This window comes from Streptomyces cinereoruber (genome assembly GCF_009299385.1).
GTDB classification, from domain to species: domain Bacteria; phylum Actinomycetota; class Actinomycetes; order Streptomycetales; family Streptomycetaceae; genus Streptomyces; species Streptomyces bikiniensis.
Genome location: NZ_CP023693.1, coordinates 2,443,599 through 2,469,784, shown reverse-complemented (window position 1 = coordinate 2,469,784; position 26,186 = coordinate 2,443,599). Strand labels below are relative to the sequence as shown.

The 26,186-nt window shown below is 73.9% G+C and carries 22 protein-coding genes; 10 read left to right on the top strand and 12 right to left on the bottom strand.

Going from position 1 to position 26,186, the window contains the following annotated elements:
- Together CP977_RS10980 and CP977_RS10975 are read right to left on the bottom strand one after the other, a co-directional pair.
- Complete coding sequence (locus CP977_RS10980; RefSeq protein WP_152370007.1) at positions 1–1,623, bottom strand: prenyltransferase/squalene oxidase repeat-containing protein; 1,623 nt, start codon at positions 1,621–1,623, stop codon at positions 1–3.
- Positions 1,624–1,691: 68 nt separating this feature from the next.
- Positions 1,692–2,219, bottom strand: coding sequence for an NUDIX domain-containing protein (locus tag CP977_RS10975; RefSeq protein WP_152370006.1), 528 nt, complete (start codon positions 2,217–2,219; stop codon positions 1,692–1,694).
- A gap of 393 nt (positions 2,220–2,612) precedes the next feature.
- Between CP977_RS10975 and CP977_RS10970 the strand changes: the two genes are divergently transcribed.
- Positions 2,613–3,119 (top strand): GNAT family N-acetyltransferase, encoded by a 507-nt coding sequence (locus tag CP977_RS10970; protein WP_062755939.1) that lies wholly within the window; start codon positions 2,613–2,615, stop codon positions 3,117–3,119.
- Complete coding sequence (locus tag CP977_RS10965) at positions 3,116–4,390, top strand: MFS transporter (protein WP_152370005.1); 1,275 nt, start codon at positions 3,116–3,118, stop codon at positions 4,388–4,390. The genes CP977_RS10970 and CP977_RS10965 overlap by 4 nt, the downstream gene beginning before the upstream one ends.
- Here CP977_RS10965 and CP977_RS10960 read toward each other — a convergent pair.
- From CP977_RS10960 to CP977_RS10945, 4 genes are all read right to left on the bottom strand, one after another.
- The gene (locus tag CP977_RS10960; RefSeq protein WP_152370004.1) at positions 4,363–5,868 is read right to left on the bottom strand and encodes an acyl-CoA synthetase; all 1,506 of its coding nucleotides are present in this window, start codon (positions 5,866–5,868) and stop codon (positions 4,363–4,365) included. The two genes, CP977_RS10965 and CP977_RS10960, sit on opposite strands and share 28 nt — an antisense overlap.
- A 124-nt stretch (positions 5,869–5,992) precedes the next feature.
- A complete protein-coding gene (locus tag CP977_RS10955) occupies positions 5,993–7,177 on the bottom strand; it encodes a nitrate/nitrite transporter (protein ID WP_208421816.1) in 1,185 nt (394 codons plus the stop codon).
- A 159-nt stretch (positions 7,178–7,336) separates the two neighbouring features.
- A complete protein-coding gene (locus CP977_RS10950; RefSeq protein ID WP_152370002.1) occupies positions 7,337–8,935 on the bottom strand; it encodes a GAF domain-containing sensor histidine kinase in 1,599 nt (532 codons plus the stop codon).
- 54 nt (positions 8,936–8,989) lie between these two features.
- A complete protein-coding gene (locus CP977_RS10945) occupies positions 8,990–10,066 on the bottom strand; it encodes a rod shape-determining protein (protein WP_152370001.1) in 1,077 nt (358 codons plus the stop codon).
- Positions 10,067–10,460: 394 nt separating this feature from the next.
- Between CP977_RS10945 and CP977_RS10940 the strand changes: the two genes are divergently transcribed.
- Positions 10,461–11,453, top strand: coding sequence for an SCO2400 family protein (locus CP977_RS10940; RefSeq protein WP_167309044.1), 993 nt, complete (start codon positions 10,461–10,463; stop codon positions 11,451–11,453).
- Between the two features lie 24 nt (positions 11,454–11,477).
- On the opposite strand, the gene CP977_RS10935 is transcribed toward CP977_RS10940, so the two are convergent.
- Positions 11,478–11,912, bottom strand: a complete 435-nt coding sequence (locus tag CP977_RS10935; RefSeq protein WP_062755949.1) for a MarR family winged helix-turn-helix transcriptional regulator — start codon at positions 11,910–11,912, stop codon at positions 11,478–11,480.
- 104 nt (positions 11,913–12,016) lie between these two features.
- Here CP977_RS10935 and CP977_RS10930 point away from each other — a divergent pair, with 104 nt between their 5' ends.
- From CP977_RS10930 to CP977_RS10915, 4 genes are all read left to right on the top strand, one after another.
- A complete protein-coding gene (locus CP977_RS10930; RefSeq protein ID WP_062755952.1) occupies positions 12,017–13,030 on the top strand; it encodes an NADP-dependent oxidoreductase in 1,014 nt (337 codons plus the stop codon).
- Between the two features lie 72 nt (positions 13,031–13,102).
- The gene (locus tag CP977_RS10925) at positions 13,103–13,525 is read left to right on the top strand and encodes an organic hydroperoxide resistance protein (RefSeq protein WP_030210868.1); all 423 of its coding nucleotides are present in this window, start codon (positions 13,103–13,105) and stop codon (positions 13,523–13,525) included.
- A 216-nt stretch (positions 13,526–13,741) separates the two neighbouring features.
- Complete coding sequence (locus CP977_RS10920) at positions 13,742–14,617, top strand: EI24 domain-containing protein (RefSeq protein WP_152369999.1); 876 nt, start codon at positions 13,742–13,744, stop codon at positions 14,615–14,617.
- A 12-nt stretch (positions 14,618–14,629) separates the two neighbouring features.
- Complete coding sequence (locus tag CP977_RS10915; RefSeq protein WP_062755956.1) at positions 14,630–15,451, top strand: pectate lyase; 822 nt, start codon at positions 14,630–14,632, stop codon at positions 15,449–15,451.
- 60 nt (positions 15,452–15,511) lie between these two features.
- Here the strand turns inward: CP977_RS10915 and CP977_RS10910 are convergent, their stop codons facing one another.
- The gene (locus tag CP977_RS10910) at positions 15,512–16,480 is read right to left on the bottom strand and encodes a LysR family transcriptional regulator (protein ID WP_062755958.1); all 969 of its coding nucleotides are present in this window, start codon (positions 16,478–16,480) and stop codon (positions 15,512–15,514) included.
- A 294-nt stretch (positions 16,481–16,774) separates the two neighbouring features.
- Here CP977_RS10910 and CP977_RS10905 point away from each other — a divergent pair, with 294 nt between their 5' ends.
- Positions 16,775–18,985 carry a M4 family metallopeptidase gene (locus tag CP977_RS10905; protein WP_229991666.1) on the top strand — a complete coding sequence of 737 codons (2,211 nt, stop codon included), beginning with the start codon at positions 16,775–16,777 and terminating at the stop codon, positions 18,983–18,985.
- 80 nt (positions 18,986–19,065) lie between these two features.
- Here the strand turns inward: CP977_RS10905 and CP977_RS10900 are convergent, their stop codons facing one another.
- Together CP977_RS10900 and CP977_RS10895 are read right to left on the bottom strand one after the other, a co-directional pair.
- Positions 19,066–19,785: a carbon-nitrogen hydrolase family protein gene (locus CP977_RS10900; RefSeq protein ID WP_152369998.1), complete on the bottom strand. Its 720-nt coding sequence runs from the start codon at positions 19,783–19,785 to the stop codon at positions 19,066–19,068.
- A gap of 33 nt (positions 19,786–19,818) precedes the next feature.
- Positions 19,819–20,394, bottom strand: a complete 576-nt coding sequence (locus CP977_RS10895; protein WP_062755962.1) for a TetR/AcrR family transcriptional regulator — start codon at positions 20,392–20,394, stop codon at positions 19,819–19,821.
- A gap of 150 nt (positions 20,395–20,544) precedes the next feature.
- On the opposite strand from CP977_RS10895, the gene CP977_RS10890 reads away from it, so the two are divergent.
- Complete coding sequence (locus CP977_RS10890; RefSeq protein WP_152369997.1) at positions 20,545–23,085, top strand: beta-glucosidase family protein; 2,541 nt, start codon at positions 20,545–20,547, stop codon at positions 23,083–23,085.
- 66 nt (positions 23,086–23,151) lie between these two features.
- On the opposite strand, the gene CP977_RS10885 is transcribed toward CP977_RS10890, so the two are convergent.
- Positions 23,152–24,045, bottom strand: coding sequence for an SGNH/GDSL hydrolase family protein (locus CP977_RS10885; protein ID WP_062755964.1), 894 nt, complete (start codon positions 24,043–24,045; stop codon positions 23,152–23,154).
- Between the two features lie 259 nt (positions 24,046–24,304).
- Here CP977_RS10885 and CP977_RS10880 point away from each other — a divergent pair, with 259 nt between their 5' ends.
- On the top strand, positions 24,305–24,799 hold the full coding sequence (locus CP977_RS10880; protein WP_030210841.1) for a DUF3145 domain-containing protein: 495 nt from the start codon (positions 24,305–24,307) through the stop codon (positions 24,797–24,799).
- A 69-nt stretch (positions 24,800–24,868) separates the two neighbouring features.
- Here the strand turns inward: CP977_RS10880 and fabF are convergent, their stop codons facing one another.
- On the bottom strand, positions 24,869–26,131 hold the full coding sequence (gene fabF / locus CP977_RS10875) for a beta-ketoacyl-ACP synthase II (RefSeq protein WP_152369996.1): 1,263 nt from the start codon (positions 26,129–26,131) through the stop codon (positions 24,869–24,871).
- Positions 26,132–26,186 lie beyond the last annotated feature (55 nt).

Sequence of the window (26,186 nt, the reverse complement as noted above, 5' to 3'; positions counted from 1 at the left end):
TCAGGGGGCGGCCGGCCCCCCGCGCGCGTGGTTCAGGCCGAGCAGGACGCACACGTCCGTCAGGAGCGGTACGTGATAGGCGAGCGGCCGGGGGCCCGCCTGGTCCGGGCGCGACGTGAAGCCGCCGTCCGGCCGCTGCCGCTCCAGGAGGTGGCGCACCGCCCGCGCGGTCGCGGCCCGCGCGCCCGGCGTACGGGCCACGGCGATCAGCGCGTACGCCGTACTGATCGGGTCGCTCGGGTCCGCCGGCACGTGCCCCCAGCCGCCGTCCGGGTTCTGGGTGGCGAGCAGCCGGGCCACCGCCCGTGCCCGGGCCCGCGCGGCGCCGGCCGCCGCCGGGTGGCCGGGCGCCACCGCGAGGAAGGAGTCGTGGGCGAGGACGGTGCGGAACAGGGCGTTGCTCTCGTTGAGGCTCCAGCTGCGCTCGTACGGGCCGGCCGCCTCCTGCCGGGCCGTGACGAACCGGACGCCGGCCGCGACCGCGGCGCGGTGCGCGGGCTCGGGGGCCAGCGCGTTCACCGCCGCCGCCGTTATCGCCACCTCCGAGGCCGTCCCGCGCTCGAAGGTCGGGAAGCCGCCGTCCACCCCCTGCCGGGCGAGCAGGTACCGCTCGCCCGCGGCCACTCCGACCCCGTGGCGCTCGGGGGCCACCGCCCGCAGGAACTCCACGCAGTACGCCGTGTCGTCCACGTCGCTCTGCCCGACGCCCCGGTCGAATCCCCAACCGCCGTCCGGGTTCTGCTGCCCCGTCAACGCCTCAGCGAGGGCCCGCAGGGCGTGCGCGGGCGCCCCCGCGCCGGCCAGGGCGAGACCGCCCGTCGCCGTCGCGAAGACGTCCATGCCCGTGAGGAACGGCACCCCGCCGTCCTCGCACAGCACGTCCCGCAGCTCGCGTGCCCGCGCCCGGACGGCCGCCGCGTACCGGGGCCGCAGCCGCAGCGCGAGCAGCGCGAGGAGCCGGGCGAGATGGTTGCCGTACGGGGGCGGGCCGGGGAGCGCGCAGGGCTCCAGGATCCGCCAGTCGTCCTCGGTGACGCGCCGGGGCGAGTGCGTGCCGAAGGCGTGCAGGACCTTCAGGGCGGCCATCTCCGTGATCAGCCAGCGCTGCTGGCCGTGCGCCTCGAACGCGCGCCCCGGGTCGGAGGGTTCGGGGAACGCGTCGGCGCCCAGCTCCGCCAGGACGGTCCGGAACATCAGGTGCTTGCGCCCGGCGGTGAAGTGGTCGAAGCCGCCGAGCAGCCGGGTCAGGGCGCCGCGTCCGTCCGCGTACTCGCCGAGGGCCGCACGGGCCGCCGCCTCCTGCACGGGGTCGGGGGCGCCCTCGTCCAGCCCGGTCTTCAGGCGCCGCGTGAGCCGCTCCCGAGCGTCCGGGTCCACGTCCGTCACCGTCAGCAGCCGCAGGGCCAGGGCGGATTCCAGCATCCGGCTGTCGCACGGCGCCCGCAGCAGGCCGTCCGGCCCGGCGGCGGCCGTGAGCCGGGCGGCGAGCCGGGCCCGCGCCCGGTCGAGCCGGTCCGCGCCGGTAGCTGATCGGGCTGATCGGGCTGATCGGGTCACCCAGGCGGGCAGGGGCTCGGGGGCGGCGAGGGAGGCACCGGGTAAGGGCAGCGCGCAGTACGTCATGGCGAGGGGTGTCCTTGGTGAGGGCCGCAGGAGGCCGTGGGGGAGAAGGGGGAAGGGAAGGCGGGCTGTCAGAGGGGGAAGAGGCGTCGCACGGCCTCCGCGCCGGCCGGGACCAGCGGCGTGTAGCCGCCCGCCGCGACCGTCAGCGGGGCGACGAAGCCGCACCAGGCGATCTCGCGCGGGTCGGGCCGGGGCGGTCGGCCGGTCGCCGTCCAGCGGTGGACCGCCAGGAAGGAGGCGCCGTGCGGATCGTCCACGCGGAGCCGGTACGCCTCGGTGAGGCCGGGCGCCTCCGTCCAGCCCAGCTCCTCGCGGAGCTCCCGGAGCGCGGCCGCCCGGTACTCCTCACCGGTCCGGACCGCGCCGCCGATCAGGACGTCGTAGTGGTCCGGGTAGACCGCCACCGAGGGAGTGCGCCGGTAGAGCAGGACCCGTCCGGCACGGTCGGTGCAGACGGTCGCCGCGTACCGCTTCAGCAGCCCCTCCGGCGCCTCGCCCGACCGTCCGCCCTGCGCCACCACCCGGTCCCGGGGATCGACGTAGTCGACCCGTTCGGAGAGGGGGGTGAGAAAGGGGCGCGCGAGAGGGGGACGCACGCCAGGGGCGTGCGGCTCCGGGACCGGCGCGCTCACATCCGCCCGTGGAGACGCGTAACCCCCGGCCCGGCGGCCCGTGTTCCGTCACCGGACAGGGGTGTCGCCCGGAGGGAACGAAGGAAGGTGCTGGTGGCGGGTGCTCCGGAAGCCTGCGCGGCGAACCCGCGAAAGGGGACCGAAGACGCACCAAGGGTGACTTGTCGTGCTTGCATGATGACGCATCGTAAACCCGGCGTCGATCTTCACCCTCCTCGCGCGCCCCTCCCGGGTCACCTCCCGAACTCCCTGCCGGTTCGGTCGTTCGAGTCCCGAGGGGTCGGACCTCCGCCCCTCCGTCTCCCCGTTCATCAAACTGTAAGGAGCCAATTCCACCTCCGCCCCTATACTCGCCTCATGTCCGACATCACCATCCGGCGCGCCACCGCCGACGACTCCCGGCGGCTCACCCGGCTCGTACGGGGCTCCCGGGCCTACCGGGGGGACTACGCCGCCATGGTCGAGGGCTACCAGGTCGGCGGTCCGTACATCGAGCACCATCCCGTCTTCGTCGCCGTCGCTGCCGACGAGAGCAAGAGGGAGAGCGAGGGCGAGGGCAGGGACGGGAAGGCGGGCGGGGGCCGGGGCGGCAAGGTGCTCGGCTTCTACGCGCTGCTCGTCGACGAGGCCGAGCTCGACCTCGCGTTCGTCGCCGACGGAGCCCAGGGACTCGGCATCGGGCGGCTCCTCATGGAGCACATGACCGGACAGGCCAAGGACGCCGGGCTCGGCTCCGTGAGGGTCGTCGCGCACCCGCCCGCCGAGGAGTTCTACCTGCGCACCGGCGCCGTCCGCACCGGGACCGTCCCGCCCTCCGGCCGTATCCACTGGGAGCGCCCCGAGCTGCGGTACGACGTCGCGTGACCGCCACCGACGCACACGAGCAGGAGCACGAACGGGCGCGGGAACGCCGCCGGATCCTCGCCGACCTGACCCCGCTCCGCACCTCCGCCCACTACCGCCGCCTCTGGTTCGGCAACACCGTCTCCTGGGTCGGGCAGGGCATGACCGCCCTCGCCGTCTCCCTCCAGGTCTACGACATCACCGGCTCGCCCTTCTCCGTCGGCCTCGTCGGCCTCTTCTCCCTCGTCCCGCTCGTCGTCTTCGGTCTGTACGGCGGCGCCATCGCCGACACCGTCGACCGCCGCAAGCTCGGCCTCGCCAGCGCCGCCGGCTCCGCCGTGCTCTCCATAGCCCTGGCGGGCGCCGCCTTCGCCGGCTTCCACCGCGTCTGGTTCCTGTACGCGATCGTCGCCCTCCAGGCCGTCTGCGCCGCGCTCAACTCGCCCGCCCGCACCGCGATGATCCCCCGGCTCCTTCCTCCCGAGCAGCTGCGCGCCGCCAACGCGCTCAACTCGATGGTCATGACCTTCGGCACCCTCGTCGGCCCCAGCCTCGGCGGTCTGATCGTCGGGCTCGCCGGCTACCAGACCGCCTATCTCGTCGACGCCGTCGCCTTCACCGCGAGCCTGTACGCGATGTGGCGGCTGCCGTCGATGCTCCCCGACCGCAAGGGGACCGAACGGGCCTCGGTCCTCGACGGGCTGCGCTTCCTCGCCACCCGCCCCAACCTGCGCATGACGTTCTTCTCCGACTTCTGCGCCATGATCCTCGCCCAACCCCGCGCCCTGTTCCCGGCCGTCGCCGTGGTCTGGTACGGCGGGGACGCGAAGACCGCCGGACTCCTCGTCGCCGCGCCCGCGTTCGGGGCGCTCCTCGGTGGTGTCCTGTCCGGCTGGCAGGGCCGGATCCGCCACCACGGGCAGGCGATCCTGATCGCCGTCGCCTGCTGGGGCACCGCCATCGCCGTCTTCGGACTGACCCGGAACCTCTGGCTCGGGCTGCTGTTCCTCGCCCTCGCCGGCTACTCCGACACCGTCTCCATGATCTTCCGGAACACGATGATGCAGGTCGCCGCCCCCGACGAGATGCGCGGCCGGCTCCAGGGCGTCTTCATCGTGGTCGTCGCGGGCGGACCGCGGCTCGGCGACTTCCTCGCGGGCTCCGCCGCCGACCTGACCTCCCCGGCCGTCGCGATCACCGGCGGCGGGATCGCCTGCGTCGTCGCCGTCGGACTGCTCGCCCTGTACGGGCGAGGGTTCCGCCGCTACGACGCCCTCGACCCGACTCCTTGAGCAGTCCCCCCGAACGCCCCCGCCCGTCCCGCCGCCGGCAGTGCCTTCTTCAGGACCTTCCCCATGTCGTTGCGGGGGAGCGCGTCCAGGTAGCGCACGGCCCGGGGGCGCTTGTGCGGGGCGAGGAGCCCGGCCACGTGGTCCGCCAGCTCCGTCTCCGCCGGGGGCGCCGAGGCGTCCGTCGGCACCACCCATGCCACGATCCGCTCGCCCAGGTCCGGATCGGGCTCGCCGGTGACGGCCGCCTCCCGCACCCCCGGGTGGTCCAGGAGCGCGTTCTCGATCTCGCCCGCCCCGATCTTGTAACCGCCGCTCTTGATCAGATCGGTCGCCCGACGCCCCACCAGGCGCACCGTCCCGTCCGCCTCCCGCACCGCCATGTCCCCGGTGCGGAACCAGTCCCCGTCGAAGGCCGCCGCCGTCGCCTCCGGACGGTTCAGATAGCCGGAGAACAGGTTCGGGCCGCGCACCTGCACCTCCCCGACCGTCTCCCCGTCGTACGCGCCGAGCACCGAGCCGTCCTCGTCCACGAGCCGCAGGTCCACGCCCGGCAGCGGGGTGCCGACCGTCCCCGGCCGGGGCTTGCCGCCCGGCCGCACGCTGGTGTTCATCAGGGTCTCGCTCATCCCGTACCGCTCCACGACCGTCCGGCCCGTCGCCGCCGCGATCCGCTCGTGGTCGTGGACCGGCAGCGCCGCCGAACCGGAGACGAGCAGCCGCGCCCCGGCCAGCGCCCGGACCAGCTCCTCGTCGTGGGAGAGGGCGTCCGCGAGCCGGTGGTACATGGTCGGCACCCCGAACAGCACCGTGCCGCCCCCGGCGCCCAGCTCCCGCGCCACCCCCTCCGCCGAGAACGCCCCCAGGTGCCGGACCTCACCGCCGCGCCGCAGCGGGCCCAGGATCCCGAGGACGAGCCCGTGCACGTGGAACAGCGGCAGCGCGTGCACGAGGACGTCGTCGGAGGTCCACGCCCAGGCCTCGGCGAGCGCGTCGAGCGAGGCGGCGACCGCCCGGCGGGAGAGCAGGACGCCCTTCGGCGGGCCCGTGGTGCCGGAGGTGTAGACGATCAGGGCGGGGGACTCGGGGTCGACGTCCTTCTCCCCGGCCGCCGGGAAGGGGCCCGTCGCGTCGAGCTCCACGCCGATCCGGGAGAGCTTCGCGAGCCCCTCCGGCAGCATGTCCTCCGGGCCCGCGAGCACCGCGCCGGGCGCGCTGTCCCCGAGGATGTGCGCCAGCTCCCGCTCGCCCGTGCGCGGATTGAGCGGCACGGCGGGAACGCCCGCGAGCAGGGCGGCGACCACCGCGACCGCCGTGCGCGCGGTCGGCGTCGCCCAGACGGCGACCCGCTCCAGGCCGTCGAGCCGGGCGGCCAGGGCGCCGGCGGTCCGCGCCAGCTCCCCGTACGTCAGCGAGTCCGCGCCGCAGCGCAGCGCGGGCCGGTCGGAACGGGCAGCGACGGCGGGAAAGAGCACACTCACCGGTCGTCCTCCTCGGGTCGGGGCGAGGGGTCTCGCCAGGGTCACCGGGAGGATTCTGCCCGTACGACGGAGGCATTCTCCGAACGCTTCCCCGACCTTCCCCCCAGGTTGCCCCGAGGCCTCCTCAGGGACGGCCCGCCGCCGCCCGTGCCTGCTCGGGCTCCGGTTCCTCGCCGCCCGTCCGGAGCCCGCGCATCCGCCCGTACGCGTACACGCAGCCCGCGAGCGCCAGGTCGGAGAGGAGCATGAAGCCGATCGAGTACGAGTCCTTGGCGCTGTAGATCGCGCCCATCACCAGCGGCGGCAGGAAGCCGCCCAGGCCGCCCATCGCGCCGACGATGCCGGTCACGCTGCCGACCTTGGCCTGCGGGGTCACCTGGGAGACCAGGGCGAAGATCGAACCGCTCGACGTGCCGAGCCCGGCCGCCATCACCAGGAGGGCGATCGTGCCACCAGGGTTCAGCGGCGGGTCGAAGGCCTGGACGATCGCGAACGCGGCGGCCGTGCCGAGTGCGGCGGCCGTCACGAGCGCCGGGTGGAACCGGTCCGAGAGCCAGCCGCCGATCGGCCGGAAAATCACGGTGACCAGGGCGAAACCGGCGGCCTTGGTGCCCGCGTCCGTCGCGTCCAGCTCGTACCAGGTCTTCAGGTACGTCGGCAGGTAGACGCCGAACGCGACGATGCCGCCGAAGCCGATCGCGTACAGCGCCGACAGCTCCCACGTCACCCGCAGCCGCGCCGCCGAGCCCAGCCGGGTCGCCAGCGACGCGGTGGGCACGGGCCGGTCGGGCCGGTCGGTGATGAGGAAGAAGGCGAGCACGGCGTACGCGGCGAGCGCGATCGCCACCACGAGGAACGGCAGGTTCTCGCCGTGCTTCGCGATCCGGGGCGTGAAGTAGCCGGAGAGCGCCACGCCGCCCATGCCCATGCCGAACACGCCGAGCGCCAGACCGCGCTTGGCGGGCGGGAACCAGGAGTTGACCAGCGGGATGCCGATCGCGAACGTGGTGCCGCCCAGGCCCAGGAGGAAGCCGACGACCAGCATCAGGCCGTAGCTGTCCTTGACCACGGTGAGCAGCAGCACGGGGACGATCGTCAGCGCCGAGACCAGCGGGAACATCGTCTTCGCCCCGTACCGGTCCGTCAGCGCGCCGGCCGGGACACGGCCGATCGAGCCGACCAGGACGGGCACCGCGACGAGCAGCGACTGCTGGAAGGAGCTGAGGGCGAGCCGGTCGCCGTACCAGCTCGCGAGCGGTGCGATCAGGTTCCACGCCCAGAAGGTGAGCGTGAAACCGATGGTGGCCATCACCAGATTGCGGTAGGCCGCCGCGGTCGGGGGCTTGGTGTCGGTGTCCACCCCACCAGTCAAGATCCGGCCCGGGGGCACGGCGCGCCGGACTGCTCCGTACGGGGATTCCCCGGCGATCCCGTACGGGAGCCCCCGGACGATCCCGGACGGGAACCCCTACGGGCCTTCGGGCCAGGTCACCACGGTCGGCGGGGTCCCGTCGTCCTCGATCCGCAGCCGGACGCCCCCGTCCACGGCCGTCACCCCGACGGTGATCGCGCCGACACCAGGCCGCCGGTGCGCCGCCGCGAGCGCCCCGCGCAGCACGCCGAGGAGCCGCCCCTCCGTCTCCTCGTCCACGAGGGCGTCGACCGCGCCGGAGAAGTGCACGGACGGCTGGAAGCCGAGCAGGGCCGCCGCCCCGCCGGTCTCGCGCAGCACCCGGCCCCGGAAGGTCGTCGGCGCGTCCGCCGGCGGCTGCTGGAGCGCGAAGATGGCCGTGCGGACCTCCTGGATCGTGGAGTCCAGCTCGTCCACCGCCCGGCCGAGCAGCGCGTTCTCCTCGGAGGGCTCCGCCGACCGCCGCCGGGTCGACTCCAGCATCATCTCCGTGGCGAACAGGCGCTGGACGACCAGGTCGTGCAGGTCCCGGGCGATCCGGTCCCGGTCCTCGTACACCGCGAGCCGCTCCCGGTCCTGGCGGGCGTCCGCGAGGACGAGCGCGAGCGCCGCCTGCGAGGCGAACTGCGAGGCGAGCAGCCGGTCCACCGCCGAGTACGGCGGGCCGCCGCGCCGCCGGGGGAGGGCGAGGGTCCCGATGAGCTTCCCGCCGCTCCGCAGCGGCAGCATCATCGACGGGCCGAAGCGGGACCGGACGCGAGTGGTCATCCGCGGATCGGTCGCCGAGTCCTCCACGAAGACGGGCTCCCCGCCGAGGAGCTGGACGAGCACGGGGGAGCCGGGCGCGATCGTCGTGCCGACCAGGTCGCCCGGGTCGTCCGGGGTCGAGGCGGCGACGATCTCCATCCCGCCCTCCGGGGTGGGCTGCAGGACCGCCCCGGCCGAGGCGCCGGCCAGGACGCGGGCCCGCTCGGCGACGGTCGTCAGGGCGTTCTCGGCGGACGCGCCGGTGAGCAGGGCCGTGGTCACCGCGGCCGCGCCCTCGATCCAGCGCTCCCGCTGCCGGGCCGTCTCGTACAGACGGGCGTTGCCGATGGCGATCCCGGCCTGCGAGGCGAGGACCCGGAGGAGGGCGAGGTCCTCCTCGGTGAAGCGGCCCGCGCGCTTCTCGGTCAGGTAGAGGTTGCCGAAGACCTCGGCGTGGACCCGGATGGGGACGCCCAGGAAGGTGCGCATCTCCGGGTGCCCCTCGGGCACGCCGACGGAGCGCGGATCGGCCGTCAGGTCGTCGAGCCGCAGCGGCCGGGGATCCCGGACCAGGGCGCCGGTCAGACCGGTGCGGCCGTCGGGGAGGCGGCCGCACCGCCGCCGCTCCTCCTCCGTCATGCCGGTGGTGAAGAGCCCGGTCAGCCGGTGGCGCTCGGGGTCGACCACCCCGAGCGCGCCGTAGCGGGCCCCGGTCAGCTCGGTGGCGGAGTCCACGATGTGCTGGAGCGTGGCGCGCAGTTCGAGGTCCGTACCGACGCCGAGGACCGCGTCGAGCAGCAGGGGGAGCCGGGACGGGACCCTGCCCGGATCCTCGCCCGGCTCCCCGGAGGTTCCTCCGTCGTGCTCCCCGGAGGCCCCCTCGTCCCTCTCCTCGTCCATGAGCGTCATGGTCTCATTGTCGTACGAAAAGGTTTTTTGGGGCGCTTTACGTGTGACCGCGGGTCACGCCTCCTCCTTCTCCTCGTCGTCGGCGAAGGGGTCCCGCACCGACAGCGGGTCCAGGATCATCGGCTCGACCTTGCCCTCCAGCATCGCGCCGAGGCCCAGGACCGCGCACACGTCCGGCCGTTCGGCGATGCGCACCGGCATCCCGGTCGCCTCGCGCAGCATCTGGTCGAGCCCCGGCAGCAGGGCGGAGCCGCCGACCATCGTGATCCCCCGGTCCGCGAGGTCGGCCACCAGGTCCGGCGGGCAGTCCCGCAGCACCTTCCCGATGCCGTCGAGGACCGCCGTCAGCGGGGTGTGGATGGCGTCCCGCACGGCGGCGGTGTCGACGGTCACCGAACGGGCCAGGCCCGTGGCGACGTCCCGGCCGTGGATCTCGGTCCAGGCCGGGCCCTGGGGCGTCAGGCCGTTGCCGCTGAGGGCCAGTTGCAGCGGACGCACCGACTGGCTCGGCAGCATCAGCTCGTGGTGGTGGCGCAGGTGCTGGACGATCGCGTGGTCGATGGCGTCGCCGCCGATCGGCATCCGCTCCGCCGTGACGATCGCGCCCAGCGAGAGCACCGCGACCTGCGTGGTCGCCGCCCCGCAGACCATGATCATGGTCGCGGTCGGCTGCTCGACGGGCAGCCCGCAGCCAACGGCCGCCGCGATCAGGGTGTCGACCAGCTCGACCCGGCGCGCCCCGAGCCCCACCAGGGTCTCCACGGTGGCGCGCTGTGCCAGCGGGTCGCTGCCGTGCGGGGTGCACGCGGCGGCGCGCAGTCGGGGCTTGCGGCGCAGCTGCCGGCGCAGCTTCTCGCCCAGGAGGTGACGGAGCATCCGCTGCGCCATCTCGATGTCGACGACCGTGCCGCCCGAGACCGGGCGCACGACCCGGATGTAGTCGGGGGTGCGGCCGGTCATCTTCTCGGCCAGCTCGCCCACGGCGATCAGCGCGCCGGTGCGGACGTTGACGGCGGCGACGCTCGGCTCGTCGACGACGAGTCCGGCGCCCTTGACGAAGACCCGGGTGCGGGAGGCACCCAGGTCGACGGCGACATGGCAGCGGCGCAGCTGCTCAAGGCTGACGGTCATGGCGGATCCTCCGGAGTGCGGTGCCGGCACGTGCGAGGTGGTGCGCGGTCCTCTTCGCATCGTCCGGCCGTCCGGCCCCGGGCGCGCGCTGGGCTGAGCCGGCCGGGGCCCCGGGACGGCTCCGGGGGCGGTTTCGGGGGGGGGGGGGGGGGGGGTCTGCGAGGGGCTGCGGACGTGCCCTCGGAGGGGTTCCGGAGGTGGTCCCTCCGCAGGGTGCGAACGGTCCGGAGCCGGTCGGCTCCGGAGGGTCGGGAGAGATCCGGAGAGATCCGGAGGCGATCCTTCCCGAAGCGGGAGAATCGCGACGCACCGCCTTCGACCTGCGGTTTCCTCACAGGATCCTCACGTCCGCGCCTATCTGACGGTGCGCCGGGCCGCATAGCCTGCGGGCCCCATGGACTACTGCCACGCGTGCCGGCGGCATCTCAACGGGGCCCTCGCCTGCGCCGGGTGCGGGACCCCCGTGGAGGAGCTGCGGTACGAGACCCCCCACGTCCCCGCCCCCCGGCAGGCGCCGGACCGGACCCCGCTTCCGGGTTGGACCCCGGCTCCCGATCGGATGCCGGTTCCGGGCCGGGCCTCGCTCGCGGACGGGGCTCCGGATCCGGCCGCCGCACCGCCCATGACCCCGGCCGCCACCCCGGCCGTGGCGCCCGAGCACGTCTACGAACTGGACGTCGTCGAACCGCCCCGCCCTTCCGCCGGCGGCCGCCGTGCCGCCGCCCGCGCCGGCGCGCGGGGACGTTCCGCGCGCCGGGGGAGGCGGTCGCGGGCGCGCCGGGGCCGCACGGTCCTGCTGGGGACGGCGGGCCTGGTGCTCGCGGCCGGCACGCTGAGCATGGCGAAACTGGTCCTGGAGGAGCCGCGGGGCCGTGCCGCCACGGCCGTCCAGGAGTTGGAGGTCAGTGAGCTCCCGCCGCCCGACCCCGTCGAGAGCACCGGCGCGCCGGACGGCTCCGGCCCGGCCCCGGTGACGGACGCGCCGGACTCCGCGTCCCCCCGCCCCCACCGGGTCGACGCGGACTCCACGACCGGGACCGGTACGGACACCGGTACGGGCGCGGGCCCTGGTACGGGCGAGCGGCCGGGACGCGACGCCGGCTCCGGTACCCGCACGGGCTCCGGCCCCGCGCCCGGTCCCGCATCCGAAGGCCCCGGTCCGGCCGCCGGTCAGGGCGAGGGCGGCACCCCGGCGCAGTCGCCGGACGCCACCTCATCGGCCCCGCCCTCCGGCTCGCCCGGCGCGACCCCGCCCGCCGGTGGCCCGACGCCCTCCGGTTCCGGCCGGCCTGCGCCCCCGGCCACCGGCCCCGTGCCGAGTGCGACCCCGAGCCCGACGCCGAGCCCGACACCCACCTGCACCCGTTTCCTCTGGTGGTGCGTGTAGCGGGGAGCGGTCCCCGCGTACGCGTTACGCCGGGGCCTCGCCCAGCATCCGCTTCAGGAGGTCCCGCAGCAGGGCCCGCTCGACCCCGGTCAGCTCGCCGAGCGGCTCGCGCGCGAAGTCGAGCGACTCGCGCAGCCGGCGGGCGACGGCCCGGCCCTCGTCCGTGGGGACGGCCACCTTGACCCGCCGGTCCTCCGGGTCGGGCCGGCGCTCCACGAGGCCGCGCGCCTCCAGGCGGTCGACTATCCCGGTGATGTTGGACGGCTCGCACTTCAGCTTCTGGGCGATGCGGCGCATCGGCAGCGGTTCGAGCGAGAGCAGGCCGAGGACCCGCGCCTGGGCGCCGGTCAGCGCGTGCTGTGCGGCCGCCTGCTCGTACTCCTCGTAGTAGCGCGCCACGACCGCGCCGATCAACTCGACGACTTCGAGGGTGACGGGGTCCGTGCGTGAGGTGGCCATGGGCACCATCCTACCCGGATGCTTGACAACCTGAAATATCAAGGTGCATGGTTGTTTCAGGCAGTGAACCTTTTTCGATCTGAAGCTTTTCTGGAGGCCGTGCCATGTCCGCTCTTCCCGCGTCCAGCCGTGAGTGGCACCTCGTCGCCCGCCCGCACGGCTGGCCCGTCCCCGCGGACTTCGCCCTGCGCGAGACTCCGGTCGCCGAGCCCGCCGAGGGCCGGATCCTCGTGCGCAACAAGCACTTCTCCGTCGACCCGTACATGCGCGGCCGGATGAACGACGTGAAGTCGTACGTCCCGCCGTTCAAGCTCGACCACCCCATGGACGGCGGCGCGGTCGGCGAGGTCGTCGCCTCGAACGCCGAGGGGTTCGCCGTCGGCGACCACGTCCTGCACGGCCTCGGCTGGCGCGAGTACGCCGACGTGCCCGCCAAGCATGCGACCAAGGTCGACCCGGACCTCGCCCCCCTCTCCGCCTACCTCGGCGTGCTCGGCATGACCGGCCTCACGGCCTACGCGGGCCTCTTCGAGGTCGCCTCCTTCAAGGAGGGCGACGCCGTCTTCGTCTCCGGCGCGGCCGGGGCCGTCGGCAGCCAGGTCGGCCAGATGGCCCGCATCAAGGGCGCCTCCCGGGTCATCGGCTCGGCCGGCTCCGACGAGAAGGTCAAGTGGCTGGTCGAGGAGCTCGGCTTCGACGCCGCCTTCAACTACAAGAACGGCCCGGTCCGCGACCAGCTCCGCGAGGCCGCCCCGGACGGCATCGACGTCTACTTCGACAACGTCGGCGGGGACCACCTCGAAGCCGCGATCTCCTCGCTCAACGTGCACGGCCGCGCCACCATCTGCGGCATGATCGCCCAGTACAACGACACCGAGCCGACCCCCGGTCCGCGCAACATGGCGCTGATCATCGGCAAGCGGCTGCGCCTCCAGGGCGTCCTCGTCGGCGACCACTACGACCTCCAGGAGCAGTTCGTGCAGGAGGTCGGCGGCTGGCTCGCCGCCGGAGAGCTCAAGCACCGCGAGACCTTCGCCGAGGGCATCGAGAACGGCGTGGACGCCTTCCTCGGCCTGCTGCGCGGGGACAACACCGGGAAGATGATCGTCACGGTGTGACCCGCTAGGCTTCCCCCAGCCGTCGCGATCGTGGGCGCGAGTCGCGGCGAACCGCAGAAGGAAGTACCCAGCATGTCCATCCAGCACTCCGACGTCCTCTACACCGCGGTCGCCACCGCCGAGAACGGGCGCGACGGACGCGTCGCCACCGACGACGGCAGGCTCGACGTCGTCGTCAACCCGCCCAAGGCCATGGGCGGCTCCGGCGAGGGCACCAACCCCGAGCAGCTCTTCGCGGCCGGTTACAGCGCCTGCTTCCAGGGCGCCCTCGGGGTCGTCGCCCGCAACGAGAACGCCGACGTGTCCGGCTCGACGGTCACCGCCGAGGTCGGCATCGGCAAGAACGACGAGGGCTTCGGCATCATCGTCAAGATCTCGGCCACCATCCCGAACGTGGACGCCGAGACCGCCAAGGACCTCATCGAGAAGGCCCACCAGGTCTGCCCGTACTCCAAGGCGACCCGCGGCAACATCACGGTGGAACTCGCCGTCTGATCCAGGACGCGCGCCGTTCCGGTCCGGGCGCACCGTCCGGTCCCGGGCGCGCGCCGCCCGGGCCCCGGCGCTTACCACCGCAAGAGGACCGGCGTACGAGGCCCGCACCCCGGCCGGACCGGGGTGCGGGCCTCGCCGCGTCCGGAGCCGGGGGTCGGCCGGCGACGGGCACCGACCGGAAACGGGCCGCCGACCGGCCCCGATAGGGTGACCCCCATGCGTGATCTCGGGGTGGGTTTCGGTTACCTGGTCAAGGGCCAGAAGTGGGTGGCCCGGCACGGGCGGTGGTTCGGATTCGGGCTGCTGCCCGGGCTCGTGACCCTCGTCCTGTACGCGGGCGCCCTCGTCGGACTCGGCTACGGCGCCGACGACCTGGTCGCCTGGGCGACCCCGTTCGCCGACGACTGGACCTCGCCCTGGCTCGACGTCCTGCGCGGCACCCTCACGGCCCTCGTCTTCGTCTTCGGCCTCTTCCTCGCCGTCATCACCTTCACCGCCGTCACCCTCCTCGTCGGCCAGCCCTTCTACGAGTCGCTCTCCGAGGCGGTCGACCGGAGCGAGGGCGGCGAGGTGCCCGAGTCCGGCCTCCCGCTCTGGCGCGAGCTGTGGATCTCGGCCCGGGACAGCCTGCGCGTCCTGCTGCGGGTCGCGTTCTACGGCATCCTGCTCTTCGCCTGCGGCTTCATCCCGGTGATCGGCCAGACCGTCGTCCCCGTCATCGGCTTCTGCGTCTCCGGCTTCTTCCTCACCGAGGAGCTGACCGCCGTCGCACTCCAGCGCCGGGGCGTCGAACTCAAGGAGCGGCTGAGGCTCCTCCGCGGACGCCGGACCGCCGTGCTTGGCTTCGGAGTTCCGCTGACCCTCGCCTTCCTCGTGCCCTTCGTCGCCGTCTTCCTCATGCCGGGCGCGGTCGCCGGCGCCACCCTGATGGCCCGCGACCTGCGCGGCGAGACCGCCGACGACGACCGGGACGAGGAGCGGGACGGCGACCGGTCCGAGGGCCGGGACGTCGATTTCTCGAAGAACGGGCGGCACGACGGCAACCTTCCTCCGTCCGGTGGCGACCAGGGGGTGCACCACCTCCCCCACTGACGAAGGAGCACGATGACCTCCCACCAGCGGAAGACCGGCCGCCGCCGCGCCCTCATCGGCGGACTGAGCGCCCTCGGCGTCACCGCCGCCGCCGTCGTCGCCGGCACCCTGCTCGCCCCGGCGGGCGCGGAGGGCGCGCCGACGGCCGCCTGGCCCCAGGCCAGGGGCAGCGCGCCGGTCGCCTCCACCATCGAGGTCTCGGGCACGTACGACGGCAGGCTCAAGCGCTTCCACGGGACCGGCGCCCTCGGTTCGGACGGCCAGGACGAGAGCCAGAAGCCGGTCTTCGTCCTCGAGGACGGCGCGGTCCTCAAGAACGTGATCCTCGGCACCCCCGCCGCCGACGGCGTCCACTGCCTGGGCAGCTGCACCCTCCAGAACGTCTGGTGGGAGAACGTCGGCGAGGACGCCGCCACCTTCAAGGGCACCTCCGCGAAGTCCGTGTACACGGTCTACGGCGGCGGTGCCAAGGGCGCCTCCGACAAGGTCTTCCAGTTCAACGGCGCGGGCAAGCTGGTCGTGACCAAGTTCCAGGTCTCCGACTTCGGCAAGCTCGTCCGCTCCTGCGGCAACTGCAAGAAGCAGTACGCCCGCACGATCATCCTCAACGACATCGACGTCACCGCCCCCGGCAAGTCGATCGTCGGCGTCAACGCCAACTACGGCGACACCGCGGCCCTGCGAAACGTACGGATCCACGGCGACGCCAAGGAGAAGATCGAGCCCTGCACCCGCTTCACCGGCAACAGCACCGGCAAGGAGCCCAAGGCGACCGGCACCGGCCCCGACGGCACCACCTGCCGCTACTCGGCCGGGGACCTCTCCTACAGGTGACCTCCCGGGGCCGCCGCGCGTGACCCCGAGGGCCATGGCGCGTAACCCCGAAGACCGTCGCTACGGAAGGTCCCCCAGCGCCGGATGCAGCTCCGGCCGGGCCTCCCACCACTCCCGGTGGAAGGCGTTCGTGCCGACGTTCGCCACGTAGGCCCCGGCCGCCGCCCGGTACAGCAGCTCCGCGTGCCGGGCGGGCACCGCCGCCCTGTTCCAGGCCAGCCGGATCCTCCCCGTCACCGGATCGCCCTCCAGCGGCCGCAGCACCGTCCCGGCGGCCGGCGGCGCCGTCGGCTGGCTCAGCGAGACCGCCCGGCCCGCCGCGATCAGGTCGTAGTGCATCTTGCGGTCGGCCACCCGGTGCCGCAGCAGGGGAGCGAACCCGGCCCGCGCGCAGGCCGCGACCAGCGCCTCCGGGCCGCCGTCGTCGTCCTCCACCAGCGTCATCCAGGACTCGCCCGCCAGCTCCGCGAGCGCGATCCGCTCCTTCGCGGCCAGCGGGTGCCCCGCCGAAAGGCGCACGCAGAACGGCTCCTTGGGGACCAGCGTCCGGGCCGTCACGCCCTCCGGCAGCGGCACCTCGTGGTCGTTGACCTCGCCGTACAGGACGGCGTCGTACCGGCCCGCGCCGAGCTGCCGGGTCAGCGTGGTCACCGAGTGCTCCACGGTCACCGCGATCTCCCGCCCCGCCAGGACCTCTTCGAGCCGTTCCATCAGCCGGTCCACCAGGACGAGCAGGATGCAGCCGAGCCGCAGCGGGGCGTCCGGCGCGACGGCCCGCGCCCCGGCCGCCAGCGCGTCCATCTCGCCCAGTACCAGACGCGCCTTGGCGAGGACGAACTCGCCGAGCGGCGTGGGCTCCACACCGCTGCGGCCGCGCAGGAACAGCTCTCCGCCCGCGACCCGCTCGATCCGCCGCAACTGCGCCGAGAGGGCCGGCTGCGAGACCCCGAGACGCACCGCCGCGCGCCCCAGACTGCCCGCTTCCGCTATCCGGCAGACGGCCTCAAGGTGCCTCAACTCCAGCTGCATTTCAGCAGCGTACGCAGCACCGGGCGGGCGCACCATAACCCGCGTCTTATGCCGCATGGGATGTCCCGGACCGGCCATGTCCACGCCCATACTCGGCGCGACGATCCGACTTCCCCACTCCGGACCGCCACCCCGATCCCACCCCGGGATCACCGTCCCGATCCCACACCCCGGATCACCGTCCCGATCCCGCACCCCGGACCACCGGACCGGAATCCCCACCCCGGAATCCCCACCCCGGAGTCCCCACTCCGGACTCCCCGCGCCGGATCCCCCACCTCGAACGGAGCCCACGTGCACCCCTTCAGACTCACGGCGGCCGTGGCCGCCCTGGCGCTCTCGGCGAGCCTCGCGACCGCCCTCGCCGGCCCGGCCACCGCCGCCCCGCAGGCCCCGTCCGGCCCGCAGGCCCAGCCCGTACCGCCCGGGCACGGCCGGTCCCTCGCCCTGGCCGCCGCCGACACCGCCGCCGAGAGCGGCCTCGACGAACTGCGGCACGGCACCGACGAGGAGCTGGTCCGCACCTCCGTCACCCCCTGGACGAACGGCCTGTACTACGCCGCCTACGAGCGCACCTACAAGGGCCTCCCGGTCGCCGGCGGCGGTGACGCGGTCGTCCTCAGCGACTCCACGGGCGCGGTCCGCGAGGTCACCGGCGCCAAGGCCCCCGCGATCAGGCTCGCCACCACCACCGCCAAGGTCCCCGCCGCCGCGGCGCTCGCCACCGCCCGCAAGCAGCTCGCCTCCGTCGAGTCCGCGAGCGCCCCCGAACTGACCGTGCTCCTCAAGGACGGCAAGCCCGTCCTGACCTGGCACACCCTGGTCGTCGGCCGGACCGCGAAGAACGTCCCCAGCTCCCTCGACACCCACGTCGACGCGCGCACCGGGGCCGTCACGCGGTCCACCGAGAAGATCCTGCACGCCGAAGGCCGCGGCTACCACAACGGCAACGTCACCATCGACACCGCCGCGAACTCGATGACCGACACCACCCGCGGCTCCTTCAGGTGCGGCGGCCAGAACGGCAGCGCCTACACCGGCACCCCGCCGTGGGGCAACAACGGCGCCAACGACCTGGTCACCGCCTGCGTCGACATCATGTACGCGGCGCAGAAGGAACACTCCATGCTCAAGGAGTGGTTCGGCTACAACGGCCAGAACGGGCAGGGCGGCATGGTCCCGGCCCGCGCCGGACTCAGCGAGGTCAACGCGTACTACGACGGTACGAAGACCACCTACGGCCGCAACCGCAACGGCACCAACCAGCTCACCGGCATCGACGTCGTGGCCCACGAGTACGGCCACGAGATCTTCGACCGGACCCCGGGCAGCGCCGGCTCCTCCAACGAGAACGGCGGTCTCAACGAGTCCACCGGCGACATCTTCGGCGCGCTCACCGAGCACTACGCCAACAACCCCAACGACACCCCGGACTACACGGTCGGCGAGGAGCTGAACTTCACCGGCAACAACCAGCCGATCCGCAACATGTACAACCCGTCGCTGATCAACAACGACCCCAACTGCTACACCCAGTTGACCTCGGGCACCGAGGTGCACGCGGCGGCCGGCCCGCAGAACCACTGGTTCTACCTGCTCGCCGAGGGTTCCAACCCGGGCGGCGGCAAGCCCAACAGCCCCATATGTTCCGGTGGCCCCTCCTCCGTGACCGGCATCGGCATCCAGAAGGCCGGCAAGATCTTCATGGGCGCCCTGCTCATGAAGACCTCCTCCTGGAACCACCTGGCCGCCCGCAGGGCGACCCTGACCAGCGCCAAGAACACCTACGGCAGCGCCGAGTGCAACGCGGTGAAGGCGGCCTGGAACGCGGTCGGCGTCCCCGCCCAGTCCGGTGAGACCGACTGCGGCGGCTCCACCAACCCGGACTTCTCGCTCGCCCTGAACCCGTCCTCGGGCTCGGTCCAGCCGGGCGCCTCCGCCACCTCCACGGTGAACACCAGCACCGTCGGCGGCAACGCGCAGACCGTCCAGCTCTCCGCGAGCGGCGCCCCGAGCGGCGTCACCGTCTCCTTCAGCCCCTCCTCGGTGACCTCCGGCAACTCCTCCACGATGACGGTCCAGGTCGCGGCGGGCACCGCCGACGGCACGTACCCGATCACCATCACCGGCACGGGCTCCGCGACCCACACGGTCACCTACCAGCTGACGGTCGGCTCGTCGACCCCGCCCACCGGCTGCGCGGGCGCCCAGCACACCTACCAGGGCAGCCTGACGTCCGGCCGGACCGCGATCCAGCCCGACGGCTCGTACTACCACTCGGCGGCGTCCGGCACCCACACGGGCTGCCTGCGCGGCCCGGCCGGCCAGGACTACGACCTGTACCTGCAGAAGTGGAACGGGTACGGCTGGACCGACGTGGCCGTGGGCGGCACGGCGACCGCCGACGAGAACACCAGCTACTACGGCACCGCCGGCTACTACCGGTACGTGGTCCACGCGTACAGCGGCTCCGGTGCGTACACGCTGGGTCTGAGCGCCCCGTAACGGGCCGGGGGTCCCGTCACGGGGTCCCGCGCCGGGCGGCCGACCCGACGGCCGCCCGGCGTCCGTGCGCCCGGGACCTCTCAGCCCGCCCCGACCTCGGCGAGGACGAAGCCCGGCCGGTCCGGGCCCGCGTCCGCCAGCCGCTCCCCGTCCGGGCCCCAGACCCCGGCGCCGCCCTGTCCCACCCCGTCCTCGTTGGTCCCGAGGACGTTGCCGAGCACCACGTACAGGCCGAAGTCCCGGGCCCGTACCGGATAGACCCCGGTGAACGAGTCGTTGCCGGCGGTCAGGACCGAACTCGCCAGGTAGACCGCGCAGCCGTCGGCCGCCGCCCGTTCGGCCACCTCCGGGAAGCGGTTGTCGTAGCAGGTGGCCGTCGCGAACCGGACCCCGTCGAGCGCGAACCGCCCGTCCTCCGCGCCCGGCGCGAACACCTCCCGCTCGACGCCGTACAGGTGCCGCTTGTCGTAGCGGGCGAGGAGGCCGCCGTCCGGGCCGATCACCAGCGTGGTGATGCCGGGCCGCCCGTCGGCCGTCCGCACCGGCCCGTTGACCACGGCCGCCGCCGACACCGCGCGGCACGCCTCCCGCACGGGCGCGAGCCGGGGGTCGTCCTCGGCGAGGACCAGGCCGGGGGAGTCCCGTATCAGCGCGGGCTCGTACCCGCTGAGGCACAGCTCGGCGAAGACGACCACACGGGCCCCGGTCTCCCCGGCCTCCCGGACCAGGCCGGCGACGGACCGCGCGTTGGCGTCGATGTCCCCGGCGACCGGGGCGAACTGGGCGGCTGCGACGATCATGACCCCATCATCCCGTCCGCCGGGTGGCGCGGCTCAGGAAGGGTCCTCGCCGCCGTACAGCAGCCGTACGAAGTCCCGGAAGGCGCCCGGCATGTCGACCGCCGACGGGTCCAGGAGCCACTGGTACTGGAGGCCGTCCATCACCGCCGTGAGCAGCGGCGCCGCGCGCTCCGGGGTGAGGCCGCCGGGCAGCCGCTCGCCGAACTCCAGGCGCAGCACCTCCGCCATGTGCGCCCGCACCTGGGCGTACCGCTCGGTGAAGAACTCCCGCGCCGGATGCCCCTCCGTGACGCTCTCGCCGAGCAGCGCGGAGAAGGTCTGCACGATCCCGGGGCGCATCGCGTTGTACTCCACGAGCGATTCGACCAGGTCGAGGCGCCAGCCCTCGCGGCCCCCGCCGCCGCTGGTGTCCCAGTGGTCCCGCTCCTCCAGGACCGCGACGAGCAGGGCCTCCTTCGTCGGGAAGTAGTGCAGCAGCCCCTGCTGGGTCAGCCCGACGCGCTCGGCGACGGCGGCGAGCGTCGCGCCCCGGTAGCCGCGCTCGGCGATCACTTCGAGGGCGGCGCGCACGATGACCGCGCGCCGCTCCTCGCTCCTGGCCCGCACCATCCCCGGGGCCCCCTTCCGCAGGTCCGTCGGACAGGACCGTACCTCCTCACCTCTTCGTGCAAGTAACAGAATCATCACATCACCTACCTCTCTACAGGGAAAGCGGTGCACGATGGGCCCCATCGGTACGTCGGACGAGGAGGTACGGACATGGCGGAGACGGGCGCGGGGACGATTACGGGAACGGAGCCGGGGACGAGTGCGGACGCGGGTGCGGCGGGGGAGGCCGCCCGGGAGGCGGCCGTCGAGGCGGCCCTCGGCAAGCTCGACCTGGACGCCAAGGCCCGGCTGCTCGGCGGCCGGGACATGTGGAGCCTGCACCCCCTGCCCGAGGTCGGCCTCGCCCCCCTGGTCATGTCCGACGGCCCGGTCGGCGTCCGGGGCGTCCGCTGGACCGCCGACGACCCCTCCGTCGCCCTGCCCTCCCCGACCGCGCTCGCCGCCGCCTGGGACCCCGCCCTCGCCCGCCGGGCCGGCCGGCTCCTCGCCCAGGAGGCCCGCCGCAAGGGCGTCCACGTCCTCCTCGCCCCCACCGTCAACCTGCACCGCAGCCCCCTCGGCGGCCGCCACTTCGAGGCCTACTCCGAGGACCCGCTCCTCACCGGCGCGATCGGCACCGGCTACGTCCTGGGCGTCCAGGACGGCGGGGTCGGCACCACCGTCAAGCACTTCGTCGCCAACGACGCCGAGACCGACCGCTTCACCGTCGACAACCGCGTCGCGCCCCGCCCGCTCCGCGAGCTCTACCTCGCCCCCTTCGAGGCCATCGTCAAGAGCGCGCGGCCCTGGGGGATCATGACCGCGTACAACCAGGTCAACGGCGTGACCATGACCGAACACCACGAGCTGGTGAACGAGGTCCTGCGCGGCGAGTGGGGCTTCGACGGGATCAACGTCTCCGACTGGACGGCCGCCCGCTCCACCGCCGGCGCCCTCCGGGGCGGCCTCGACGTCGCCATGCCCGGACCGGCCACCATCTACGGCGAGGCCCTGGCCGCCGCCGTCCGCGCCGGGGAGGTGGCGGAGTCCGCCGTCGACACCGCCGTACGCCGCGTCCTGCGGCTCGCCGCCCGCGTCGGCGCCCTCGAAGGCGCCCCGCCGGCCGTCACCGAACCCCCCGCCCCGATCGACGGCGACGCCCTGGCCCGCGAACTCGCCCACCGCGGCTTCGTCCTGCTCCGGAACGAGCCCGGGGTACGAGACGGAGCCGCTGCCGTACGGACCGGGGACCCCGTCCTCCCCCTCGCCCCCGGCACCACCGTCGCCCTCTCCGGCGCCGCCGCCCGTGACGCCCGCGTCCTCGGCGGCGGCTCCGCCCAGGTCTTCCCCGACCACGTCGTCTCCCCGCTCGACGGCCTCGCCGCCGCCCTGCCCGAGGGGGCCCTGACGTACGCGGTCGGCGCCGACCCCACCGACGAACCCGCCCCCGCCGACAAGGGCTTCGCCCTCCGCGCCCGCTGCCGCGACGCCGCCGGGAACCTGCTCGGCGAGGGTTCCCTGCCCACCGGCCAGGTCCAGTGGATCGGCGGCGACCTGCCCGACGGCGTCACCCACGAGGCCCTCGCCTCCGTCGAGGTCGTCGGCACCTTCACCCCGCGCGAGACCGGCGCGCACGCCTTCGGCACCCGCGGCCTCGGCGCCTTCGTCCTCACCGTCGCCGGCGAGACCGTCTTCGACGGCGTCCAGGCCATGGGCTCCGAGACCGACCCCTTCGAGGCCTTCTTCGGCTCCCCGGTCGTGCGCGCCGAGGTCCCGCTCACCGCCGGAGAGACCGTCGAGGTCTCCCTGCTCCACACCCCGGACAAGCAGTTCGCGGCCCCGCTGCCGGCCGTCGCCTTCTCCCTCGTCCACCTCGGTCCGCGCCGTGACCCCGACGAACTGATCGCCGAAGCCGTCGAGGCGGCTCGCGCCGCCGACACCGCCGTCGTGGTCGTCGCCACCACCGAACGCGTCGAGTCCGAGGGCTTCGACCGCACGGACCTCGCGCTCCCCGGCCGCCAGGACGACCTCGTACGGGCCGTCGCCGCCGCCAACCCGAACACCGTGGTCGTGGTCAACGCCGGCTCCCCGGTCGAGATGCCCTGGCGCGAGGACGTGGCCGCGATCCTGCTCACCTGGTTCCCCGGCCAGGAGGGCGGCGCCGCCCTCGCCGACGTCCTCACCGGCGCCGAGGAGCCCGGCGGCCGCCTCCCCACCACCTGGCCCGCCGTCCTCGCCGACGCCCCCGTCACCGACGTCGTCCCCGTCGACGGGGAACTCGACTACGCCGAGGGCCCCTTCATCGGCCACCGAGCCTGGGACCGGAGCGGCCGGACCCCCGCGTACGCCTTCGGGCACGGCCTCGGCTACACCACCTGGTCGTACGACTCCCTGGTCGCGGGCCCCGAGACGGCCACCGTCCGGATCACCAACACCGGCGGCCGGCCGGGCCGCGAGACCGTCCAGGTCTACCTGGCGCCCGCCCCCTCCTCAGGCGCCCCCGAGCGCCCGGCCCGCGTCCTCGCCGGTTTCGCGAGCGTCGGGGCGGGGCCCGGCGAGACCGTCGAGACGTCGATCGCGCTCTCCCGCCGCGCCTTCGAGATCTGGGACGAGGAGAAGGGCGACTGGACCTTCGTGCCCGGGGCATACGAGGTCAGGGCGGCACACTCCCTCGACGACGTGCGCCTGACGGCCGTGCTGGAGATCGACTGACCCCTCCGGCACGGGCCGCCCTCCCCGACGGCCCCGGGGCGGAACCTGACATCCGCCCCGGGGTCCTCACCCCGCCGTGATCCGCCGGTACGCCAGCTCCGCGAGCCGCGCCTGGCCGTCCCGGCTCGGATGGAACCAGTCCCAGGGGCTCAACTGGGCGCCGTCGAAGCGGAACCCGTGGACCGCGCCGCCGTCGTACCGGCAGCGCTCGTCCTTCGCGCAGACCTCCGCCAGGACCTCGTTGTACGCGTCCACCCGCGCCGACACCGTCGCGCGCCGCCGCTCGGCCTCGGGTCCCAGGTTCGTCGCGTCCGCCAGCATCGCGCCGCAGATCCCCAGGTCCCACACGCTCGCCGCGCCGCCGAGCCGGCCCGTCGACCACAGGTGCTTCAGGTCCGGCACGCTCGCCACGTACACCTGCGCCTTCGGCGCCGCCGCCCGCAGCCGGGCGAGCGCCGCCTCGAAGGAGGCGCGGAACTCCGCGACCGGGGTCATCAGGGCCGGGGTCGGCCGGCAGGCGTCGTTGGCGCCCATCATCACCGTCACCAGCTCCGGCTTCCGGGCCGCCGCGGCGGTCATCTGTTCCGGCAGCTCCGCCATCCGCGCCCCCGTCCGCGCCAGGTTCCAGCTGCGGCCGGCCGCCCCCTCCGGGCCCAGGAGCCGCAGCGCCAGGCTGTTGACGGCCGCGTCCGTCCCGGTCGCCCAGGACGCCTCCGGGCAGTCCGAGAGGAGCGAGCAGGCGTCGAAGGCACGGGTGATGGAGTCGCCGACGGCGGCGAGGGAGGAGGGCGAGGCGTTCCAGGAGGAGGTGGGCGTGGGCGTCGGCGTCGGGGTCGACGCGCTCCTGGTGGGGGCCGCCTTCTCCGGGGCACCGGACGAGCATCCGGCCAGCGCCCCCGCGCACAGCAGTGCCGCCGTCGCGGTGGCGGCGGCGGTACGGAATCGGCGTCGGCCGCGCATCCCGGCCCCCTCCTTCGGCGTCCTCGCGGGTGAAAGCTTCGTGTGCACCGTCATCGGTCCGACCGTACGTCACCCCGATGACAGCGCGGCACGGTAGCTTTTCCCCCGTCGAACCAGAGGCGCCCTCGCCGACCGGCTCCGGTAAATTACATCACGTCACAACCTGTCCCCTTTTTGATGGTTTGTGATGATCCACTCCCGATGATGTTTACTGAGGCCGCTGGGAAAAGGCGAACCTCGTCCCACACTGGAGGTCCCGGTGACGACACGTGGAGTCCTGTACGTACACTCCGCACCGCGCGCGCTCTGCCCGCACGTCGAATGGGCGGTGGCGGGCGTCCTCGGTGCGAGGGTCCAGCTCGACTGGGTCCGCCAGCCGGCGTCCCCCGGCACCTGGAGAGCGGAACTCTCCTGGAAGGGCGAGACCGGCACCGCCTCCCGGATCGCCTCCGCCCTGCGCGGCTGGCAGATGCTCCGCTTCGAGGTCACCGCGGAGCCCTGCCCCACCGCCGAGGGCGAGCGCTACAGCGCCACCCCCGACCTGGGCATCTTCCACGCCGTCACCGGCATGCACGGCGACATCCTCGTCCCCGAGGACCGGCTCCGGGCCGCCCTGGCGCGCTCCGCGCAGGGCGGGACCCGGCTGGAGGCCGAGATCGCCGAACTCCTCGGCAAGCCCTGGGACGACGAACTGGAACCCTTCCGCTACGCGGGCGAGGGCGCCCCGGTCCGCTGGCTCCACCAGGTCGTCTGACGCCCCGGAACACGCCGGAGGCCCACCCCCTGCCGGGGGTGGGCCTCACGCGTTCGACGGGATCCGGGATCAGACCGTACGGAACGCCAGGACCACGTTGTGGCCGCCGAAGCCGAAGCTGTTGTTGATCGCGGCGATCGTGCCCTCCGGGAGCGCGCGGGCCTCGCCGCGGACGACGTCCGCGTCGATCTCCGGGTCCAGGTCGTCGACGTTGATCGTCGGCGGGGCGAGGCGGTGGTACAGCGCCAGGACCGTCGCGACGGTCTCGATGCCGCCCGCGCCGCCGAGGAGGTGACCCGTCATCGACTTCGTCGCGGAGATCGCGACGTGGTCCAGGTCGTCGCCCAGGACGTTCCGCAGCGCCTTGATCTCGGCGGTGTCGCCCTGCGGCGTCGACGTGGCGTGCGCGTTCAGGTGGACGACCTCGGACGGCTTCAGGTCCGTCGAGTCCAGCAGGTTCCGCATCGCGGCCGCGATGCCCCGGCCGGTCGGCTCGGGCTGCGCGATGTGGTGGCTGTCGGCCGACAGGCCCTGACCCAGGACCTCGCAGTAGACGCGCGCGCCGCGCGCCTTCGCGTGCTCCTCGGACTCCAGGATCACGACGCCCGCACCCTCGCCGAGCACGAAGCCGTCACGGCCGGTGTCGTACGGACGCGAGGCCTTCTCCGGCTCGTCGTTGTTCTTGGACATCGCCATCATGTTGGCGAAGGCGGCGATCGGCAGCGGGTGGATCGCCGCCTCGGTGCCGCCGGCGACGACCACGTCGGCACGGCCGGTGCGGATCATCTCGACGGCGTAGCCGATCGCCTCGGCACCCGACGCGCACGCGGAGACCGGGGTGTGGACGCCCGCCCGGGCGTTCACCTCCAGACCCACGTTCGCCGAGGGGCTGTTGGGCATGAGCATGGGGACGGTGTGCGGGGAGACGCGGCGGACGCCCTTCTCCTTCAGCACGTCGTACTGGTCGAGCAGCGTGGTGACACCGCCGATGCCGGAGGCGATGACGGAGCCGAGCCGCTCGGGCGCGATCTTCTCGTCCTCACCGGCCGGGGCGGTGTAGCCCGCGTCGGCCCACGCCTCGCGGGCCGCGATCACGGCGAACTGCGCCGAGCGGTCCAGCTTGCGGGCGAGGGGCCGGGGGAGGACGTCGCCGGGGTCGACGGCGGCCGTCGCGGCGATCTTGACGGGCAGTTCGGCGAAACGTTCGCCCTCGAGCGTACGGACGCCGGAGCGTCCCGCGATCAGACCTCCCCAGGTCGATGCGGAGTCGCCACCCAGCGGTGTGGTTGCGCCGATACCGGTGACGACCACGGTGCGATTGGTCGAGCTCACAGGAATTCTTTCTCCATGTGTGTGATGGTCGGAGTGCGGCGCCACCGCCGGGTGG